The sequence below is a fragment of the Microbacterium sp. E-13 genome, assembly GCF_049912955.1.
Classification (GTDB): Bacteria; Actinomycetota; Actinomycetes; order Actinomycetales; family Microbacteriaceae; genus Microbacterium.
Window position 1 is genome coordinate 2,846,661 of record NZ_CP183973.1, and the last position, 19,192, is coordinate 2,865,852.

Here is a 19,192-nt window from a genome sequence, read left to right on the forward strand (position 1 = left end):
GGACGGCTTCTCGGTATTCGACTTGCGCGACGATCAAGGGCGCAGGGGCATGAAAAAAGGCGCTGTCTTACAGACAGCGCCCTGGCACCACGGCAATGCCGCGGCATCCACTCGTGCAATGCCGAAGGACGAGGCGTCCAAGCGCATCCATGGTGCGGATGCGTGGTGTGCAGCCCATCGGCTCCCTCCGCTCTCTCAGCGTCGGGATTCAGGGTAACGCACGCAGCAGACACCGGGGCCGCCAGCGGGATGAACGACTTCGGGCGTGTCGAAGAACGGATGCCGCCTCCCGAGGTGGGAGGCGGCATCCGGGATCCGAGACGATCGAGCGGGAACGGCTCAGCCGGCGTTGGCCTGCAGCCACGCCCACGGGTCGACGACGGAGCCGTTGATGTGGACTTCGAAGTGGAGGTGGCACGCGGTCGAGCTGCCCGTGCTGCCGATGAGGCCGATGAGCTGACCGGGCGCTACCGACTGACCGACGGAGACCTGACGGCTGCCGTAGGTCATGTGACCGTAGAGCGTGTTGACCCGCTGGCCGCCGATGACGTGGTCGATCGAGACGGCGACTCCGTAGCCTCCGTAGCTCTCCTGCGAGACCTTGACCACGCCGCCCGCGGCCGCGTAGATGGGCGTGCCGCACGACGTCAGGAGATCGACACCCTGGTGGTACCCGGAGTCCCAGAGCCCGCGGCCCTTGGTGAAGTTGAGGAGGGGCCAGCGCACCTCGCCGCCGCCCGGCGACGTGAGGGCGATGTTCGTGGGGACCGATCCGCGGGAAGACGCTGCTGCCGCGGCGGCCGCGGCGATCTGGCGCGCGCGCTCCGCAGCGGCCTCCTCGGCCTTCTTCTTCTCGATCTCCTCGGCCGTCGTGGCGGCGTAGCTCTCGCGAGAGAGCTGCGCGGCGTTCGCGTCGGACGCGGCGACGAAGGACTGCGCGTCGCCGACCGCCATCTGCTGGATGGTCACAGGGTCGTCGGCGGTCCTTGTCGCGCCGGCCGCGAAGGCGGGGAGCGCGACGGTCGCGACGAGGCCGCCGACCATGCTCAGGATGACGAGGCTGCGCAGCGGCTTGGCGACGCGCGACTTCATCGAGGGGGCGGACGCCGCGGTCGCGCGAGCCGGGCTGGGCTTCGCGGGCGCAACGGCGCGAGAGCGTCGCGCGGGGGGCTTCCGTTTGCGCGCGCGACGGTCGTGGTCCGTCGCCGCGTGCTCGGGCACGTTCGCGTGCGACTCGATCTCTTCAGCCAAACTGTCCTCCGGCGCCTCCGCGCCGGAGCGCCTGGCTCGTCAGCACTTGTGTCGGGGCACGGTGTGCGGGCTTCACCACGTGTGGACGACGAGCCGGTGAGGCAATCCACGCGGGGTCCGGTCGGCGGGCTTCGTACCTGTCGGACTTTTCGAGGCTACCCGAAGGTCACGATTCTGTCACGCTCTGCGCCTGGCAATCCGCACACAGTGTGGAGAACGGATGCGGCGGCCGCAGCATCCTGCACGCGATCAGTGCGCTTCGTCGACCAGGAAGATGTGGGAGGCGACCTCGACAGGAAGCTCCAGGCCCTCGTCGCTGCCCTGCATCTGCACCAGGACGTAGCCCTCGTTGTAGCGGTAGTCGCCGATGGCTCCCGGCACGACGCCGGCGCCCTTGAGCTGCTGGAGGAGCTCGGGGTCGACCTGTGCGGGCTCGGCGAGACGGCGGACGGTGCCCGTGATGGGCTCGCCCGCATCGTTGAGGCGGCGCACGAGGCCGACGACGCCTTGCTCGAACCCGCCCGTCGGCGAGTCTCCGAGCTGGTCGAGGCCCGGGATCGGGTTGCCGTAGGGGGACTCCGTCGGGTGCCCGAGCAGCTCTACGAGACGCCGCTCGACCTGCTCGCTCATCACGTGCTCCCACCGGCACGCCTCTTCGTGCACGTACGCCCAGTCCAGACCGATCACGTCGGAGAGGAGGCGCTCGGCGAGCCGATGCTTGCGCATGACGTCGACCGCCTTCTGGCGACCCGCGTCGGTGAGCTCGAGCGTGCGGTCCTCGGAGACCACGACGAGGCCATCGCGCTCCATGCGCCCGATGGTCTGCGACACCGTCGGGCCGGAGTGGCCCAGACGCTCCGAGATGCGCGCACGCAGCGGCACGATGTTCTCCTCCTCGAGCTCGAGGATCGTGCGCAGGTACATCTCGGTGGTGTCGATCAGGTCGGTCATCGCGGTGTCCTCAGGGTTGTCAAGGGGCTCAGGACAGCCTATCCTCTGTCCCCGGCGCCCCGGCGGGGGGCGGGGGAACGGCGGCAGGCGCCGTGGGTCCCTCGGCCGCGGGAGGGGCGGGGCCCGGCCCGCCTCCCCAGGTCAACCGCGCCTGCACAGGACCCGCATCGGCGTGTCACGCCTGTCGAAGCCCGGTTGACCTGTTGAAGCGGGATCAGCATCGGCGTGTCTCACCTGTCGAAGCCCGGTCAACCTGTCGAAGGGGAACGGATGCCGCGCCCCGAACCCGAACCGGGGCAGCGGCGCCGTACCGGCCACCGGTGGGCGGCGGTCGGCGTCATGGGAACGGGAGCGCCGTGTGCGGCTCTCTAGAATCGAGGCATGGCGCACATCGAGCTTCCCCGAGAGATCCTGCCCGCCGACGGACGCTTCGGGTGCGGCCCGTCGAAGGTCATCCCCGCGCACCTCGAGGCCCTCGCCGGTCGCGGTGCCGCCCTGATGGGCACGTCGCACCGCCAGGCGCCCGTGAAGGATCTCGTCGGCCACGTGCGCGCGGGACTGCGTGAGCTGTTCCGGGCTCCCCATGGATACGAGATCATCCTCGGCAACGGCGGCTCGACGGCGTTCTGGGACGCCGCGGCGTTCGGCCTCATCGAGAAGCGCAGCCAGAACCTCGTGTTCGGCGAGTTCGGCGGCAAGTTCGCCAAGGCCGCGAAGGCACCGTGGCTCGAGACGCCGGATGTGCGCGAAGTGGCCGCGGGCACCCGCACCACCCCGGAGGCGGTCGACGGCGTCGACCTGTACGCGTGGCCGCACAACGAGACGTCGACCGGCGTCTCGGCTCCGGTCGAGCGGGTGGGAGGGGACGACGGCGCCCTGACCGTGATCGACGCCACGAGTGCCGCGGGCGGAATCGACTTCTCGGCGCATGAGGCGGACGTCTACTACTTCGCCCCGCAGAAGAACCTCGGCTCGGACGGCGGCCTGTGGTTCGCGCTGGTCTCGCCGGCCGCGATCGAGCGCATCGAGCGCATCGCCGCCTCGGGCCGGTACATCCCGGACTTCCTGAGCCTCAAGCAGGCGGTCGACAACTCGCGTCTCAACCAGACGCTCAACACCCCGGCGCTCTCGACGCTGTTCCTGCTCAACGAACAGCTCCGCTGGATCAACGGCAGTGGTGGGCTGCAGTGGGCCGACGCCCGCACCCGCGAGTCGTCGCAGGCACTGTACGACTGGGCCGAGGCATCCTCGTTCGCGACGCCCTTCGTCACCGACCCGGCCGACCGCTCCCCCGTCGTCGTCACGATCGACTTCGACGAGTCGGTGGATGCTGCGGCCGTGGCGAAGAGCCTCCGCGCCAACGGCATCGTCGACACCGAGCCGTATCGCAAGCTCGGACGCAACCAGCTGCGCGTCGCGACCTTCGTGTCGATCGACCCGGACGACGTGCGCCAGCTCATCCGCTGCATCGACTACACGGTCGAGCGGCTCGGCTGAATCGGGCGACTCGCCTCTGACCAGAGGGGAGCCCCGGCAGCAACGGCTGCCGGGGCTCCCCTCTTCAGTGCCGCGGGTCAGATCTCGCGGAGGTAGGACTCGTCGCCCTCGTCGTCCTCGTCGTCCTCGTCGTCCTCGTCGTCCTCGTCGTCCTCGTCGTCCTCGTCGTCCTCGTCGTCCTCGTCGTCCTCGTCGTCGAGGTCGGCGTCGGCGAGCTCGTCGATGTCGACCCCGTCCACGTCGCCCGCGTGCAGGATCGGCGAGCCGTCCTCGTCGAAGTCCGAGGCATCGAGGTCGTCGACGTCGTCGAGCTCTTCGTGATCGTCATCGGATTCGTCCTCGGCATGGGCCGCCTCGGCGAGCGCCGCCTGCGCGGCATGGTAGTCCGCGAGGCGAACGGCCCACGGCACCCAGTCCGGCGCGAGCAGCGCGCCCTCCCCGGGAAGGAGCTCGACCTCGAGCACGGTGGGATCTGCGTCCTCGAGACGAGCGAGGCTGACGGTCCAGAACCAGCCGGGGTAGCCCGCGAGGCGGTTCGCGAAGCGCAGCGAGACGACTCCTCCGGCCTCGACGCGATAGTCGGCGGGCTCGCCGATCGTCACCTCGGGAGTGATCTCCCGGAGCGCCGCCAGCGCCAGGTCGTGCGCAGCCAGCAACTGCGGGTCGGGATCGACGGGCTCGGCCGCCGGCTCCTCCTCGCTCGCGACCGGCTCCTCGGCGACCACCTCGGTGGCGCCGGTCTGCGCCGAGTCCCCCGCAGGCGCGGCGGACTCGCCGTCGAGATCCAGGAGGAAGTCGGCGGCCGGGTCGATGGGATCAGGCGTCGAGCTCATCGGCCACCTTGCGCAGCACCGCGGCGACCTTCTTCGCGTGCGAGCCGCTGGGGTAACGGCCGCGGCGGAGGTCGCCGCCGATGCCGTCGAGCAGCTTCACGAGGTCTTCGACGATGATCGCCATGTCGTCGGCGGGCTTGCGGGCCCGCTTGGCGAGGCTCACGGGAGCCTCGAGCACGCGCACGGAGAGAGCTTGGGGCCCGCGCTTGCCGTCGGCGATGCCGAACTCGAGCCGGGTGCCCGTCTTGGGCGCGGGCGTGCCGGCGGGCAGGGCGGTGGCGTGCAGGAAGACGTCCTGGCCGTCTTCGGAGGTGATGAAGCCGAACCCCTTCTCCTCGTCGTAGAACCTGACCTTGCCGGTGGGCATGGAGAACCTCGCTGGATCGGGCGCCGCGCGAACGATCGCGGGCGAAACAGTGCATGACGAAAGCGGGGCCTTCCGACCCCACCATCCAGCCTAATGGACCGGAGCGACATGAGCCCGTGGCGCGGGCGCCAGCGGGTAGGCTGGGGCGGATGAGCACGAACCCCGCCGGCGACGTCCCCGTGCGCCGTATCGACCGCATCCTGGCATTCATGTCGCTCGGCCTTCTGCTGCTCTCGATCGTGAGCTTCTTCGCGATCATGATCGGATCGGCGTCCGGCGCCGATATGAGCACCGGGATCTGGCCCCTCATCGGCGTGCTGGTGTACATCGCCCCCATCGTCGCGTTCGCGCTGCTGCTCACCGTGCTCATCATGAGCTTCGTGCGGAGGGCCCGGGCGAACCGAGGGGGCTGACCCGGTTGGCCTCCGACGCGCGCGCACTTGCGACGCGGCTCGCCGATCTCAGCGACGCCGCGCTCGCCAGGACGCTCGCCGCGCGCGGCGTCTCGCCGCAGGCCGGCTGGCACGACTTCTTCGATGCTGCAGAGGGCCTGCTCGAGCAGACCTCGATCGACCGGGCGCTCGCGCGCCTGGATCGCGACAGCCTCATCTCACTGGCCGAAGGCGTCCGGGTGCAGGGCCGCGCAGCCGCTGCGCTCGCCCTCCTCGATGCCGACGGAGCGCCGTACGCGGCGGTGACGGAGCGGGTGCAGGCGGCGGAGGCGGCGAACCCCGACGCCTTCCGTGCTCTGCCGACCCCTGCCCAGCCCACCCCGGCCGAGCTCCGCGCCGCCGCTGCGGCTGCGGAGCGCGCATTCACGACGGCCGGCTCCCTTGCTGACGTGCTTCTGGCGTGCCTGCACACCCCACTCGCCCGCACCGGAGCAGGCCCGGTCAGCGCGGTCGATCGTCGCCGGCTGATGGATGCCGGCGCCATCGAGCTCGCCGACGACCTCGAGGAGCTGCTCGCCTCTGCCGCAGCGGCGGGGCTCGCCACGGCCCAGGAACGGGAGTGGACGGTGACCGAGGCCGGTGAGCGCTGGCTCGAGGCCCCGACGCCCGCGCGCTGGGCGATCATCGCGGAGGGCTTCCGTGCAGCTCTGCCCGCCGGCATCCGCACACCCGAGAACGGGTTCCTCGCTCCCGCCTCGTGGCCCGGCAGGTATCCGCTCGACCTGGAGTGGCCGGCGCGGGCGGAGCGACTGCATCACATCGGCTCGCGCTGGGGACTCTTCGGCGACCCCCGAGGGGAGTTCCCGTGGACGGCGGCACTCCGCGCGGGCGAGCGAGCGGATGCTGCGACCATGGCTCCGTACCTTCCCGCCGAGATCGACCGCGTCTACCTGCAGGCCGACCTCACCGCGATCGCGCCGGGTCCGCTGGCGCCCGCCCTCGATCTGCGCCTGCGCTCGATCGCGCTGCGGGAGTCCCGCGCCCAGGCCTCGACGTACCGCTTCACCGCAGCGTCGGTCGGGGCGGGAATGACGGAGGGCGAGACCGCGGAGTCGATACGCGGGTTCCTCGCGGAGCTGTCGCTCACCGGCATCCCTCAGCCGCTCGAGTACCTCATCGAGAGCACGGCCGCGCGTCACGGCCTCGTGCGGGTGCGCGCCGACGAGAGCACCGGTCGCACACGCGTGGAGAGCGCGGATGCCGGACTGCTCGACGCGATCGCCGTCGATCAGGCGCTGCGCCCGCTGGGTCTGGTTCCGGATGCTGGCGGCCTGTCGTCGCGCGTGACGCGGGAGGCCGTCTACTGGACGCTCGCCGACGCCCGCTATCCCGTCGTGGCGCTCGATGCGAAGGGCGCCGCGGAATCCATCAACCGCCGCGCCGTCACGGCGCCGGGGGTCGCGCCCGCGACCCCGGAAGAGACCTATGCCCGGCTGATCGCCACGCTGCGCGGCGGTCACGGCACGCAGGGTGAGGAAGGATGGCTCGAGCGCGAGCTCGAGCAGGCGGTCCGCGCGCGCGCCGAGATCGTCGTGGTCGTGCGGATGCCGGACGGCTCTGAGCGTTCGTTCACCCTCGAGGCCGCCGGCCTGGGCGGCGGGCGCCTGCGGGGTCGGGATCGCGCGGCCGATATCGAGCGCACCCTGCCCGTGTCGAGCATCGTCAGCGTCGCCGGAGCCTGAGCCTGAGCCTGAGCCGACGTCGTGCCGCGACTCAGACGGGCGGAGCCGTGGGTCCCCCGACTCTGGTCGACGAGCGGGCGGCGGCCTCCTCGTGCCGGCGCAGGACGACGGTGAGCTCGTCGAGGTAGTCATCCACCTCGTCGGGGTCGTAGCCGTCGCCGGAGCGGGTCAGCGTGAAGCGCTTTCGCAGGACGTCGTCGGCGCGCAGACGCGGCATCCCCCCACCCGTCTCGTGCGCATGCAACGCCGCCGCGCACTCCTCGAGGAACGAGTCGACTTCGCCTGCGACGAAGCGGTCACCGAACAGACCCGCGATCCCGGCGGGGCGCGCCGAGAAGCTCTTGGCGCGAACGGCAGAACTGTGCATGACGCGAGGGTACTGGCCGCGCCCATCGCGATGACGTCCGACACGGGGCGAAGCGATGGCCCCCCGCGCCACGCCCCGTGCGACCGCCGGTAGACTGGCTCGTTATGGCTGACGGACCCCTCATCGTCCAGAGCGACCGCACCGTGCTGCTCGAAGTCGCGCATCCGGATGCGGAGAGCGCGCGTCACGAGCTCGCCATCTTCGCCGAGCTGGAACGCGCTCCTGAACACATCCACACCTATCGCATCACGCGGCTGGGACTGTGGAATGCGCGGGCAGCGGGCCACGACTCCGACGACATGCTGGCCACCCTCGACCGCTGGTCGCGGTTCCCCGTGCCCCCGTCGGTGTCGATCGACATCGCCGAGACCGTGGGTCGCTACGGCCGCCTCGTCATCGAGCGCACCCCGGTCGCGGAGGACGGCACCGGCGGCGAGCTGATCCTGCGGTCGACGGATGCTGCAGTGCTGGCCGAGGTCTCGAAGAACAAGCGGATCCAGCCGCTGCTCATCGGCCACCCCTCCCCCGACGCGTTCGTCATCGACGCGTGGGCGCGGGGCCACATCAAGCAGGAACTGCTGAAGATCGGCTGGCCCGCCGAGGATCTCGCCGGCTACACGCCCGGAACGCCGCATCCCATCGACCTCGCGGAGGACGGCTGGCAGCTGCGGCCCTACCAGCGGCAGGCCGTCGACATCTTCACCGATGGCGGATCGGGCGTGGTCGTGCTGCCTTGCGGCGCGGGCAAGACCCTCGTCGGCGCGGGTGCCATGGCCGAGACGAAGACCACCACGCTCATCCTGGTGACCAACACCGTCAGTGCCCGTCAGTGGCGCGACGAACTGCTCAAGCGCACGTCGCTGACGGCCGAGGAGATCGGCGAATACTCGGGCCAGACCAAGGAGATCAAGCCCGTCACCATCGCGACGTACCAGATCCTGACCGCGAAGCGGAAGGGGCAGTACGCGCACCTGGCACTGCTGGACGCCCTGGACTGGGGCCTCATCGTCTACGACGAGGTGCACCTGCTCCCGGCGCCCGTCTTCAAGCTCACGGCCGACCTGCAGGCGCGGCGGCGGCTCGGGCTCACCGCCACCCTCGTCCGCGAGGACGGGCGCGAGGGCGACGTGTTCAGCCTCATCGGACCCAAGCGGTTCGACGCCCCGTGGAAGGAGATCGAGTCCCAGGGCTTCATCTCGCCGGCCGTCTGCTACGAGGTGCGCGTCGACCTGCCCGCGGGCGACCGCCTGGAGTACGCGGCGGCGGCCGACGACGAGCGCTATCGCCTTGCGGCGACCGCCCCGGCGAAGATCGGCGTCGTACGCCAGCTCGTGGAACGCCACGAGGGCGAGCGCATCCTCATCATCGGCCAGTACCTCGACCAGATCGACGTGCTCGCCGACGCCCTGAACGCCCCGAAGATCACCGGACAGACACCCGTCGACGAGCGCGAGAAGCTGTACCAGGCGTTCCGGGTCGGCGAGATCTCGGTGCTCGTGGTGTCGAAGGTCGCGAACTTCTCGATCGATCTGCCCGAGGCATCCGTCGCCATCCAGGTGTCGGGATCTTTCGGCTCGCGCCAGGAGGAGGCCCAGCGGCTGGGGCGCCTGCTGCGACCGAAGCAGTCCAACCACACGGCCAGCTTCTACACGCTCATCGCGCGCGACACGGTCGACCAGGACTTCGCCCAGAACCGCCAGCGCTTCCTCGCCGAGCAGGGTTACGCGTACACGATCCTCGACGCTCACTCGCTCGCGGCCTGACCGCGACGCACACCGCCCCGGCGCTGCGAACAGCGCCGGGGCCTGGTGCCGTTACTGCAGGATGATGCGGTCGAGCGGTCCCGGCGTGTACGGGCTGTGCGCGCTCAGGTACGCGGCGAACGCATCGATGTCGAGTCCGCCGTAGTAGACGTTCCCCGCCTGGAGGAATGTTCCGAACCCGTCTCCGCCGCCCGCGAGGAAGTTGTTCGTCACGACGCGGTACACCGTGGTGTCGACGAGCGGTTCGCCGTTGAGCGTGACTTCGCCGAGCGTCGTACCGGAATACGTGTAGGAGAAGCCCTCGCTCACCTGGAGGATCTTCTTCGCGTCCGGCGTGTTCACCCCGCTCCACTGCTCGTTCAGCAGCTGCTTGATCTGCGCGCCGGTGAGGTCGAGCGAGACCAGGTAGTTGTTGAACGGCTGGACGTTGAACGCCTCCTCGAACGTGACCTCGCCATCCGCCTCTCCCCACAGGGACAGGTCATAGTCGAGGTCGGTCCGGATGCCGCCGGGGTTCATGAGGGCGATCACCGGCGCCGTGTAGGGCCCGATCACGCTCGGATCCCCCAGCTGCGCATCGGCGATCAGATCGCCGAGCTGCGATTCACCGCTGCTGTCCTTCGGGGCGTCCTTCAGCACGTCCGTGGCGATCGATCCGATCACCCTGCTCGCGATCGGCTCCACGAGCTCCTTGTACTTGGCGATCAGGTCGGTCTCGGCCGGGTCCTTCGGCACGTTCCGCGTCACCAGGACGTTCTCGCTCGCCACCGACGAGCGGACGATGTCCTTGGTGTGACGGTCGTACGTCAGGTTCGTCTCGGTGTACAGCCGGCCGAACGACGAGGCGGACGTCACCATGCGCGGCTGGCCTGCCGGGTCGGGGATGCTGCACACGTACGGCTGGTGCGTGTGGCCCGAGATGATCACGTCGATCGCCGGATCGAGCTGCTGCGCGATGGGGATGATGGGACTGCTCGCCTTCAGCTGGCCGTTCTCGGAGCACGTCACGTCGTAGGTCGGATTGACCTTGTACGCCTGCCCGTCGTGATACCACGTCTCCTGGTCGGGCGAGCCGCCCTGGTGGATCAGCACGACGATCGCATTGACGCCCTGCGCCTCGAGCACCGGCACGAGGGCGTTCGCGGTCGCGACCTCGTCACGGAACTCGAGTCCTGCGACACCCGACGCGGTGACGATGTTGGGGGTGTCCTCCAGCGTCATGCCGATGAACCCGATCTTCGCCCCGCGAACGTTCTCGATCGAGTAGGAGGGCAGGATCGTCTGATCGGTGCCGTCGTAGAAGACGTTCGCGGCGAGGTAGTCGAAATCGGCGCCCGCGAACGAGCCGTCGGGGCACGAGTCCTGGTTGTTCGCACCCGCGCCGTCATCGATGCAGCCGCCGTCGGCCATGCGCTGCAGCTCCTGGTAGCCCTCGTCGAACTCGTGGTTGCCCACGGCCGACACGTCGAGCTTCAGCGCGTTGAGGGCCTCGATCGACGGTTCGTCGTGGAAGGCGCCGGACAGCAGGGGCGAAGCTCCGATGAGATCGCCGGCTGCGACGGTGAGGGAGTTGGGGTGACCCTCTCGGGCCTGCGCCAGGTGAGTCGCGAGGTACTCGACGCCGCCGACTCCGGGCGGTGTGAGCGTGTCGGTGGTCACATCGGCGGGCGCACCCTCGGCCGCATCCCACGCGTGATCGAGCACCAGCCGGCCGCTCGAACCCGATGGAGGCTGGAGATTGCCGTGGAAGTCGTTGAACGACAGCAGCTGGATGTCCATCGTCGGCCCGTTGGGCGTGTTGCCGCCGTTGTTGGGACCCTTCGGCGCTGCCGTCGCAGCCCCAGGCCCGGCGAGGGCGAGCGCCACCGCGGTGACGGCCACCACCGCCCCGCCAGCCAGCCGTGCGACCGATGTCTTGCGCATGTGCACTCCCGTTCCGGCAGGCCGTGTCGCCCGCCCGCATGCACGCGTCCTCGTGGGCGCGATCAGGCAGAAACCTAATACACGGCGTCGACACGCGACAGGGGACGGCCCTGATCCTCATCCAGCCGTAACCCGCGCGCACTCACGGGGAGAGCGCGCCATCGAAAGCGTGTCACTACTTCTGTAGTAGACAGCATCCGCTTATGGTCGGTGCATGGCATCCACTCGTGACCGCGCACTAGCCGCCGCGCTGCAGCTCGTCGGCGAGCAGGGCATCCGGGCACTGACCCATGCGCGCGTCGACGAGCGGGCGGAACTGCCGAAAGGGTCGACGTCCAACTGGTTCCGCACGCGCGACGCACTGGTCGCCGGAGTCGTCGCCTATCTCGCCGAGAGCGAGCGCGCCGAGTTCTCCACGGCGGAGATGGGCCCGGTCGACACTCCGGAGCAGCTCATCGAGGCACTGACCGCGATGATCGCGGTGCAGACAGGACCGCTCGCACCCCGCACGCGGGCGCGCTACGCGCTCTTCCTGGAGGGCGCCGGCGACGCCGACCTGCTGGCTCCCCTCCTGGTGCAGCGCCGCGTGTTCGTGGAGTGGACCGTCGCCCTGCTCGCCCGCATCGGCGCACGCTCGCCCGAGGAGGCCGCCCGAGCGTTGATGGCAGCCGGCGACGGGCTCGTCCTGCACCGCGTGACGGTGGACCCGCATGCCGAGATACGGCCGGTCGTCGAGCGGGCTGTTCGCGCAGCCCTTGACTGAGCCCAGCCCCCGGATGACGCGAGGCGCTATCAGCGACCTGTGAGGAACGACTCGATGCGGTCGAACCCGCCGGGCCACACCACGGTCTCGAAGAAGTCGCGCATCTGGGCACTCGGGAAGCCTGTCTGTTCGACCGTCATGAGCGTCCCCCACACGGTCGCGTCGAGCGTGATGTCGATGCGTGAGTGCAGGGTCGGCATCGGCTGATCATTCACCACGGACTCGGAGACCAGGTCGGTGACGAGGCGATGCGGTCGATCGATCACGACGTACGTCTGCACGTCGTGCACCTGGGTCAGGTGGTCGGGACGGAACCGGGATTCCCACGCACCACCGACGCGAAGATCGACGGTCGTCTCGACCGCGTCCCCCGCGCCCGGCGGCGAGAGCCACAGCCTCTGCTTGTCGGGGTTCACGAGCGCGTCGAACACCGCGTCCTGCGTCGCGCGCAGTTCACGCCGCGCCCGAAGGCGAAGACCTTGGCGGGATTCAGTGAGGCTCATGATGGTGCTCCCTCCTGGCGAGCCTGGTGATGAATTGCTCGCATTGTACTACGTCTATAGTGCTAATTACTAGGGACGTAGTAGTCCCGAGATCGCCCAGGCGTCATGGCAGCAGGCTCTCCAGCGGCACGTCGGAATTCCCCAGGCGCGCGGGGTCGACCCGCGCCCCGGAGCGGATGAGCGCCTGAACCTTCTTGTTCACCTTCCAGACGTTGACGTTCATCCCCGCGACGACGCGGCCGCCGTCGGTCCAGAAGGCGATGAACTCGCGGGCGTCCAGGTCACCGCGGACCACGATCTCGGCGTCCGCCATCAGCGGCGCGTAGCCGGAGAGCTCCATCCCGAGGTCGTACTGGTCGGTGTAGAAGTACGGGATGTCGTCGAAGGATGCAGGCTTCCCGAGCATCGACCGCGCGACGACCTTGCCGGCATTGAGAGCGTTGGCCCAGTGCTCGCTGCGGACGTGGCGCTGCAGCACCGGGTGGAACGCGTTGGCGACGTCGCCCGCCGCGTACACGTCGGGGGCGCTCGTGCGCAGCGACGCGTCGGTGAGGACGCCGTTGAGCAGCTCGAGACCGGCTGCCTCGGCGAGCGCCGTGTTGGGCGCCGCGCCGACGCCGATGAGCACGAGATCGGCTGGCAGCGTCTCGCCGTCGACGACGACGCCTTCCGCGCGGCCGTCTCCGACGATCCGATCCACGCCGACCGACGTCCGGAGATCGACGCCGTGCTCGACATGGAGAGCGCGGAACACTTCGCCCATCTGCGGGCCGAGCGCCATCGCGAGCGGCACTGCGTCGCGCTCGAGGATCGCCACCTCGTTGCCCAACCCCCGCGCAGTGGCGGCGACCTCCATGCCGATCCACCCGGCACCGATGACGACGAGCCGCTTGCCGCCCTCGCGGAGCTCGGCGGCGAGCCTGTCGGCGTCGTCGAGCCGGCGCAGCGTGACCACGCCGGGCAGCTCGTGCCCGGGGAGCGGGATCATGCGCGGGCTCGCGCCCGTCGCCAGCAGGACCGCGTCGTAGTCGAGGCGCTCGCCGTCCGCGAGCTCGACGGCGTGGGCGCCGGGATCGAACGCGGTGGCGGACACGCCCGTGCGAAGGCCGATGTCGTTCTCGGCATACCATTCGGCGGGGTGGAGGATGACCGCATCCAGCCCGTCGCTGCCTCCCAGATAGCCCTTCGACAGCGGAGGCCGCTGGTACGGCGGATGCGGCTCTTCGGCGACGACGGTGATGTCACCCTCGAACCCCTCGTCGCGCAGCGCCTGCGCGGCGGTGCCGCCGGCGAGGCCTCCCCCGATGATCAGCATGTGGCCCATGACGACTCCTCTCGTCGCCCTGCTGGCTCCTTGGCAGCTCGTGAGTGCTCCTGGGCCCGACGTTAGAACTGGCGACTTCTTTTGTCACCACCCTCATCTGCGGGGCGAATCTCGAGCTGGTGCGGGGACTGGCGACGGCGACGGCCGACGAGCGCACGCCGATCCTCGCGCCGGCACAGGGGCGCTGCTGCGTCGAGATCCGCGGCAGCGACCTCTGACGAATCGGGGGCCGCGTCGCCGATATCCAGACGCGGCAACGGTTCCGCCGACATAATGAGGGCATGACCGCACCGCGCATCCTCGTCGTGGACGACGAACCGAACATTCGCGACCTGCTGATCACAAGCCTGCGATTCGCGGGATTCCAGGTACGGGCCGTCTCGAACGGCGCTCAGACCATCTCGGCCGTCCTCGAAGAGGAGCCGGACCTCATCATCCTCGACGTCATGCTGCCCGACATGAACGGGTTCAGCGTGACCAAGCGCCTCCGCGGCGCCGGCTACACCGCGCCGATCCTCTTCCTGACCGCGAAGGACGAGACCGAAGACAAGATCACCGGCCTCAACGCCGGAGGAGACGACTACGTCACCAAGCCGTTCAGCCTGGACGAGATCGTCGCGCGCATCCAGGCGATCCTGCGCCGCACCATGCAGGCCGACGAGGAGTCCGTGATCCGCGCGGGCGAGATCACGATGGACCAGGACACGCACGACGTACAGGTCGGCGAGGCATCCATCGATCTCAGCCCGACGGAGTTCAAGCTGCTGCGCTACCTCATGCTGAATCCCAACCGCGTGCTGTCGAAGGCGCAGATCCTCGACCACGTGTGGGAATACGACTTCAACGGCGACGCGGGCATCGTCGAGAGCTACATCTCGTACCTGCGCCGCAAGATCGACCCGCACTCGAGCGAGCCGCTCATCCAGACCAAGCGCGGCTTCGGCTACATGCTGAAGGCCGGCAAGACCGCGTAGCGCGCGGCACCGAGCGAGGGGGTCGACCTGGCGCAGAAGCCCGACGCGGTCACCCGGTGGTGGCGCGGCACGAGCCTGCGCGCGAAGGTCACCGGGGTGACCGTCGTGCTCCTCGCGGTGGGGCTGCTCGCCGCCGGCGTGGGCACGGCGGCGTTCCTGCGCAACTCGCTCATCGACGGCGTCGACACGCAGGTCGATTCCCTCGCCAGGACGGATGCTGCGAGCCCCCTGCTCGACCTCAGCGCCAACGAGGGCACGCTGGAGGCCGAGCCCATCACGAACGCCCCTCCGACGGACTACTTCGTCGCGGTCTACGAGCCGACCGAGGGGCGCCTGCTCCAGACGGCGGGCGGACGCGGCGGGCCGGCGCCCGCCTTTCCCCCGACGTTCCCGCTGGACGTGGCGCAGTCGCAGGAGCTCGGCATCGCCACGCTCCCCTCCGAGGACGGCGACACGGAGTTCCGTGCGACCGTCACCGTGCAGGAGCTGGGGAACACGGGCGTGCTCTACACGCAGATGGTCGCGGTGCCGCTGGCGACGGTCAACCGCACCATCGCCTCGTACATCGGCATCTACAGCATCCTCGCGATCCTCATCCTCGTCGGCGGGGCGGTCGCGACGCGCTACCTCGTCACCCTCACGTTCAGCAGCCTGGGCCAGGTCGAGTCGACCGCCGACGCCATCGCCGCCGGGGATTTCAGCCTCCGCATGACCGACATCGAGCCGACCACGACGGAGGTCGGTCGCCTCAAGACTGCGATCAACGCCATGCTCGACCGCGTCGATGCGGCCATCTCGCAGCGCGACGCCACCGTGCGCCAGATGCGCCGCTTCATCGGCGACGCGAGCCACGAGCTGCGCACCCCCCTCGTCACGGTGCGCGGCTATGCCGAGCTGTATCGCATGGGCGCCGTCCGCGGCGACGAGGACGTCGCGCAGTCGATGGAGCGCATCGAGAAGGAGGCCATCCGCATGGGCCTGCTGGTCGAGGATCTGCTCGCGCTGGCACGCCTCGATGAGCGCCGCGACGTCGTCATCGGGCCGGTGGATCTCCGGCCGGTCGCCCGCGACGCCGCGCTCGACGTGCGCGCGGCGTCGCCCATGCGCCCGGTCACCGTGATCGACACGACGTTCGAGGAACCGTCACTGCCCCTGGACGACGAGGAGGCCGTGGTCTCGCCCGAGGCCAAGCGCCGCAGCGGGGGCCCGTCCGCGATCTCGCGGGCCGGTGCCACCCTGTCACTGCTGCGGCGACGGCCCAAGCCCCTGCCGGCCACCGATGCGGCCGGTGCGCCGCTGCCACCGCTCCTGCCCGACGACGAGGCGCTCGCCTCCGCCGACGGCCTGCCGCCGATCGTGATGGGCGACGAGAACCGCATCCGCCAGGTCGTGACGAACCTCCTCGGCAATGCTCGGCGGTTCACCTCCGAGGATTCGCCGATCGAGTTGCGCGTGGGCGTCGACGCCCGCGCCCGGATGGGCTGGATCGAGGTGATAGACCACGGCGAGGGCGTGCCCGACCAGATCAAGGAGAAGATCTTCCAGCGCTTCTGGCGAGCCGACACCTCTCGCACCCGCGAGACGGGCGGCTCGGGGCTGGGCCTTTCGATCGTGGCCTCCATCGTCGAGGCGCTGCACGGATCCGTCGGCGTCGTCGACACGCCGGGCGGTGGGGCGACCTTCCGGGTCGGGTTCCCGCTCGCCGACGCCCGCGACGCGGCCGAGCACCTCACCATCCCCACCCAGCCGATTCCCCGGCTGGCCGACGCCTCGGAGTGACGGCTCCTCCCCAGTCGCCCCTTCGGCCGCACTATCCACAGAAGAGGACGGATGCCGCCTCACGGTGCGGGTCGGCGCCATAGCGTTGCGGTCACCGCGGATCGGCACCCGGCCACCGCACATCGATCAGGAGCCCGAAATGGCCGTCTTCACCGTCGACAGCGACAGCATCCTCACTTCGACCGCCACCGTGCGCGGCACGATCGACCGGCTGCAGGCCGAGTCCGACGCGATGCTCGCACAGCTCACGCAGCTGCAGTCGTCGTGGACCGGCTCGGCGTCCGCCGCCTTCGCCGGCGTCGTCGAGCAGTGGCGCGGCACACAGCGGCAGGTCGAGGAGTCGCTCGCGGCGATCAACGCCTCGCTCGCCGCTGCGGGCCGACAGTACGCCGACACCGAGCTGGCGACGACGAGCCTGTTCCGCTGACCACCCCCCTGGCGGAACGCAGAACGGCCCCTCCGCGAGGAGGGGCCGTTCTGTCGACGCGCTAGGCGTCAAGGTTTTGGTAGCGGGGTCTCGATACGCTCGTTCCTCGCTAGATCTCGATACGGTCGCTTCGCGACCTACTCGATCCGGCGCTCGACCGTATTGACCCGAACCGGCTCAACGCTCGCTGGCGCTCGCATTGAGCCGTCTCGCGTCAGAAGTCCATGCCACCCGTCGGGTCGCCGGCCGGAGCCGCGGCCTTCTCGGGCTTGTCGGCGACGACGGCCTCGGTCGTGAGGAAGAGGCCGGCGATCGACGCCGCGTTCTGCAGCGCCGAACGGGTCACCTTGGCGGGGTCGATGATGCCCTGCTGGAACAGGTCGCCGTACTCGCCCGTGGCGGCGTTGAGGCCGTGGCCCAGCGGGAGCTCCGAGACCTTGTTGGCCACGACGCCCGGCTCGAGACCGGCGTTGAGGGCGATCTGCTTCAGCGGAGCCTCGATCGCGACGCGCACGATGTTCGCACCGGTCGCCTCGTCACCCGAGAGCTCGAGCGCGTCGAGAGCCTTGCGGCCCGACTGGATGAGCGCGACGCCACCACCGGCGACGATGCCCTCCTCGACGGCAGCCTTCGCGTTGCGCACGGCGTCCTCGATGCGGTGCTTGCGCTCCTTGAGCTCGACCTCGGTGGCCGCGCCCGCCTTGATGACGGCGACGCCGCCCGCGAGCTTGGCGAGGCGCTCCTGCAGCTTCTCGCGGTCGTAGTCGCTGTCGGTGTTGTCGATCTCGCGACGGATCTGGGTCACGCGACCCTCGATCTGGCCCGCCTCGCCGGCACCCTCGACGATCGTGGTCTCGTCCTTGGTGACGATGACCTTGCGCGCACGGCCGAGCAGGTCGAGGGTGGCGTTCTCGAGCTTGAGACCGACCTCCTCGGTGATGACCTGGCCGCCCGTGAGGATCGCGATGTCCTGCAGCTGCGCCTTGCGGCGGTCGCCGAAGCCGGGAGCCTTGACGGCGACCGACTTGAAGATGCCGCGGATCTTGTTGAGCACGAGGGTCGCGAGAGCCTCACCCTCGACGTCCTCGGCGATGATGACGAGCTCCTTGCCGTCCTGGATCACCTTGTCGACGACGGGCAGAAGGTCCTTGATGTTCGAGATCTTCTGGTTCGCGATGAGGATGTACGGGTCTTCGAAGACCGCCTCCTGACGCTCCGGGTCGGTGACGAAGTAGGGGTTGATGTAGCCCTTGTCGAAGCGCATGCCCTCGGTGAGCTCGAGCTCGGTGCCGAAGGTCTGCGACTCCTCGACGGTGACGACGCCCTCCTTGCCCACCTTGTCGATGGCCTCGGCGATCAGCTGGCCGATCTCGGGGTCAGCGGCCGAGATCGACGCGGTCGCGGCGATCTGGTCCTTGGACTCGACCTCCTTGGCCGACTCGAGCAGCTCGGCGGTGATGGCCGCGACAGCCTTCTCGATGCCCTTCTTGAGCGAGATGGGGTCGGCACCAGCCGCGACGTTGCGCAGGCCCTCGCGCACGAGCGCCTGAGCGAGAACCGTGGCGGTGGTGGTGCCGTCACCGGCGACGTCGTCGGTCTTCTTGGCGACCTCCTTGACGAGCTCCGCGCCGATCTTCTCGTACGGGTCGTCCAGCTCGATCTCCTTGGCGATGGAGACACCGTCGTTCGTGATCGTGGGGGCTCCCCACTTCTTCTCGAGCACGACGTTGCGACCGCGCGGGCCGAGCGTCACCTTGACGGCGTCGGCCAGGATGTTGAGGCCGCGCTCGAGGCCACGACGGGCCTCCTCGTCGAAAGCGATGATCTTTGCCATGTGTGTGTCGTCCCTCCGGAACGTTGGCTTCTGGGTATTAGCACTCAACAAACACGAGTGCTAATTCATTCTGGCACTCGACCCTATCGAGTGCAAGCCGCGGTGACGGATGCCGAAATGCGAGGAGACGGGATGCCGCGCGGCATCCCGTCTCCTATCGCTTCGGCGTCGGACGCCGGTTCCCTGCTCAGACCACGCGAACCGACTCGGCCTGTGGACCCTTCTGACCGGACCCGACCGTGAACTCGACGGTCTGACCCTCCTCGAGGACGCGGAAGCCCGACATGTCGATGTTCGAGTAATGGACGAAGACGTCCTGGCCGTCGGTGACGGTGATGAAGCCGAATCCCTTCTCGGCGTTGAACCACTTCACGGTGCCCTGGGTCATGCGAATCTCCTGTAGCCGGCGGTGCAGGGCTTCATCGTATGCAGGCGCGAATGCGTGCTCAGCGGGATTCGTCACTTGTTGACACGGAGGCACACAAGTATTTACCCGCGTGAA

18 protein-coding genes are annotated in these 19,192 nt (G+C 69.4%); 8 read left to right on the plus strand and 10 right to left on the minus strand.

What is annotated here, in order from left to right; translation table 11 throughout:
• Positions 1-339: 339 nt before the first annotated feature.
• Positions 340-1,251 (minus strand): M23 family metallopeptidase, encoded by a 912-nt coding sequence (locus ACN9MP_RS13080; protein WP_426320809.1) that lies wholly within the window; start codon positions 1,249-1,251, stop codon positions 340-342.
• 249 nt (positions 1,252-1,500) lie between these two features.
• Positions 1,501-2,202: a metal-dependent transcriptional regulator gene (locus tag ACN9MP_RS13085; protein WP_426320811.1), complete on the minus strand. Its 702-nt coding sequence runs from the start codon at positions 2,200-2,202 to the stop codon at positions 1,501-1,503.
• Positions 2,203-2,583: 381 nt separating this feature from the next.
• Here ACN9MP_RS13085 and serC point away from each other — a divergent pair, with 381 nt between their 5' ends.
• A complete protein-coding gene (gene serC / locus ACN9MP_RS13090) occupies positions 2,584-3,699 on the plus strand; it encodes a phosphoserine transaminase (RefSeq protein WP_426320812.1) in 1,116 nt (371 codons plus the stop codon).
• 77 nt (positions 3,700-3,776) lie between these two features.
• Here serC and ACN9MP_RS13095 read toward each other — a convergent pair whose 3' ends face one another.
• Together ACN9MP_RS13095 and ACN9MP_RS13100 are read right to left on the minus strand one after the other, a co-directional pair.
• Positions 3,777-4,532, minus strand: coding sequence for a DUF3027 domain-containing protein (locus ACN9MP_RS13095; protein WP_426320814.1), 756 nt, complete (start codon positions 4,530-4,532; stop codon positions 3,777-3,779).
• The gene (locus ACN9MP_RS13100; protein ID WP_426320816.1) at positions 4,516-4,899 is read right to left on the minus strand and encodes a cold-shock protein; all 384 of its coding nucleotides are present in this window, start codon (positions 4,897-4,899) and stop codon (positions 4,516-4,518) included. Before ACN9MP_RS13100 ends, ACN9MP_RS13095 begins: the two co-directional genes overlap by 17 nt.
• Positions 4,900-5,048: 149 nt before the next feature.
• Here ACN9MP_RS13100 and ACN9MP_RS13105 point away from each other — a divergent pair, with 149 nt between their 5' ends.
• Both ACN9MP_RS13105 and ACN9MP_RS13110 read left to right on the plus strand, forming a co-directional pair.
• Positions 5,049-5,312 (plus strand): multidrug ABC transporter ATPase, encoded by a 264-nt coding sequence (locus ACN9MP_RS13105; RefSeq protein WP_426320818.1) that lies wholly within the window; start codon positions 5,049-5,051, stop codon positions 5,310-5,312.
• Between the two features lie 5 nt (positions 5,313-5,317).
• Positions 5,318-7,033 (plus strand): helicase-associated domain-containing protein, encoded by a 1,716-nt coding sequence (locus tag ACN9MP_RS13110; protein WP_426320820.1) that lies wholly within the window; start codon positions 5,318-5,320, stop codon positions 7,031-7,033.
• Between the two features lie 31 nt (positions 7,034-7,064).
• On the opposite strand, the gene ACN9MP_RS13115 is transcribed toward ACN9MP_RS13110, so the two are convergent.
• Positions 7,065-7,400 carry a DivIVA domain-containing protein gene (locus ACN9MP_RS13115; RefSeq protein ID WP_426320822.1) on the minus strand — a complete coding sequence of 112 codons (336 nt, stop codon included), beginning with the start codon at positions 7,398-7,400 and terminating at the stop codon, positions 7,065-7,067.
• A gap of 104 nt (positions 7,401-7,504) precedes the next feature.
• On the opposite strand from ACN9MP_RS13115, the gene ACN9MP_RS13120 reads away from it, so the two are divergent.
• Positions 7,505-9,163 (plus strand): DNA repair helicase XPB, encoded by a 1,659-nt coding sequence (locus ACN9MP_RS13120; RefSeq protein ID WP_426320824.1) that lies wholly within the window; start codon positions 7,505-7,507, stop codon positions 9,161-9,163.
• A gap of 51 nt (positions 9,164-9,214) precedes the next feature.
• Here the strand turns inward: ACN9MP_RS13120 and ACN9MP_RS13125 are convergent, their stop codons facing one another.
• Positions 9,215-11,086, minus strand: coding sequence for a bifunctional metallophosphatase/5'-nucleotidase (locus ACN9MP_RS13125; RefSeq protein ID WP_426320825.1), 1,872 nt, complete (start codon positions 11,084-11,086; stop codon positions 9,215-9,217).
• Positions 11,087-11,300: 214 nt separating this feature from the next.
• On the opposite strand from ACN9MP_RS13125, the gene ACN9MP_RS13130 reads away from it, so the two are divergent.
• Positions 11,301-11,849, plus strand: coding sequence for a TetR/AcrR family transcriptional regulator (locus ACN9MP_RS13130; RefSeq protein WP_426320827.1), 549 nt, complete (start codon positions 11,301-11,303; stop codon positions 11,847-11,849).
• 29 nt (positions 11,850-11,878) lie between these two features.
• On the opposite strand, the gene ACN9MP_RS13135 is transcribed toward ACN9MP_RS13130, so the two are convergent.
• Both ACN9MP_RS13135 and ACN9MP_RS13140 read right to left on the minus strand, forming a co-directional pair.
• A complete protein-coding gene (locus ACN9MP_RS13135; RefSeq protein ID WP_426320828.1) occupies positions 11,879-12,352 on the minus strand; it encodes an SRPBCC family protein in 474 nt (157 codons plus the stop codon).
• A gap of 103 nt (positions 12,353-12,455) precedes the next feature.
• Positions 12,456-13,676 (minus strand): NAD(P)/FAD-dependent oxidoreductase, encoded by a 1,221-nt coding sequence (locus ACN9MP_RS13140; RefSeq protein WP_426320830.1) that lies wholly within the window; start codon positions 13,674-13,676, stop codon positions 12,456-12,458.
• Between the two features lie 281 nt (positions 13,677-13,957).
• Between ACN9MP_RS13140 and ACN9MP_RS13145 the strand changes: the two genes are divergently transcribed.
• The 3 genes from ACN9MP_RS13145 to ACN9MP_RS13155 all read left to right on the plus strand — a co-directional run bounded on the left by ACN9MP_RS13145 (position 13,958) and on the right by ACN9MP_RS13155 (position 16,856).
• Positions 13,958-14,650, plus strand: a complete 693-nt coding sequence (locus tag ACN9MP_RS13145; protein ID WP_308869889.1) for a response regulator transcription factor — start codon at positions 13,958-13,960, stop codon at positions 14,648-14,650.
• Between the two features lie 96 nt (positions 14,651-14,746).
• Entirely contained in the window at positions 14,747-16,429 is a 1,683-nt protein-coding gene (locus tag ACN9MP_RS13150; RefSeq protein WP_426320832.1) for an ATP-binding protein, read from the plus strand.
• Positions 16,430-16,568: 139 nt separating this feature from the next.
• On the plus strand, positions 16,569-16,856 hold the full coding sequence (locus tag ACN9MP_RS13155; RefSeq protein WP_426320834.1) for a WXG100 family type VII secretion target: 288 nt from the start codon (positions 16,569-16,571) through the stop codon (positions 16,854-16,856).
• Between the two features lie 214 nt (positions 16,857-17,070).
• Here ACN9MP_RS13155 and groL read toward each other — a convergent pair whose 3' ends face one another.
• Both groL and ACN9MP_RS13165 read right to left on the minus strand, forming a co-directional pair.
• Positions 17,071-18,690, minus strand: a complete 1,620-nt coding sequence (groL, locus tag ACN9MP_RS13160) for a chaperonin GroEL (protein ID WP_426320836.1) — start codon at positions 18,688-18,690, stop codon at positions 17,071-17,073.
• A gap of 187 nt (positions 18,691-18,877) precedes the next feature.
• Positions 18,878-19,078, minus strand: a complete 201-nt coding sequence (locus ACN9MP_RS13165; RefSeq protein WP_426320838.1) for a cold-shock protein — start codon at positions 19,076-19,078, stop codon at positions 18,878-18,880.
• Positions 19,079-19,192 lie beyond the last annotated feature (114 nt).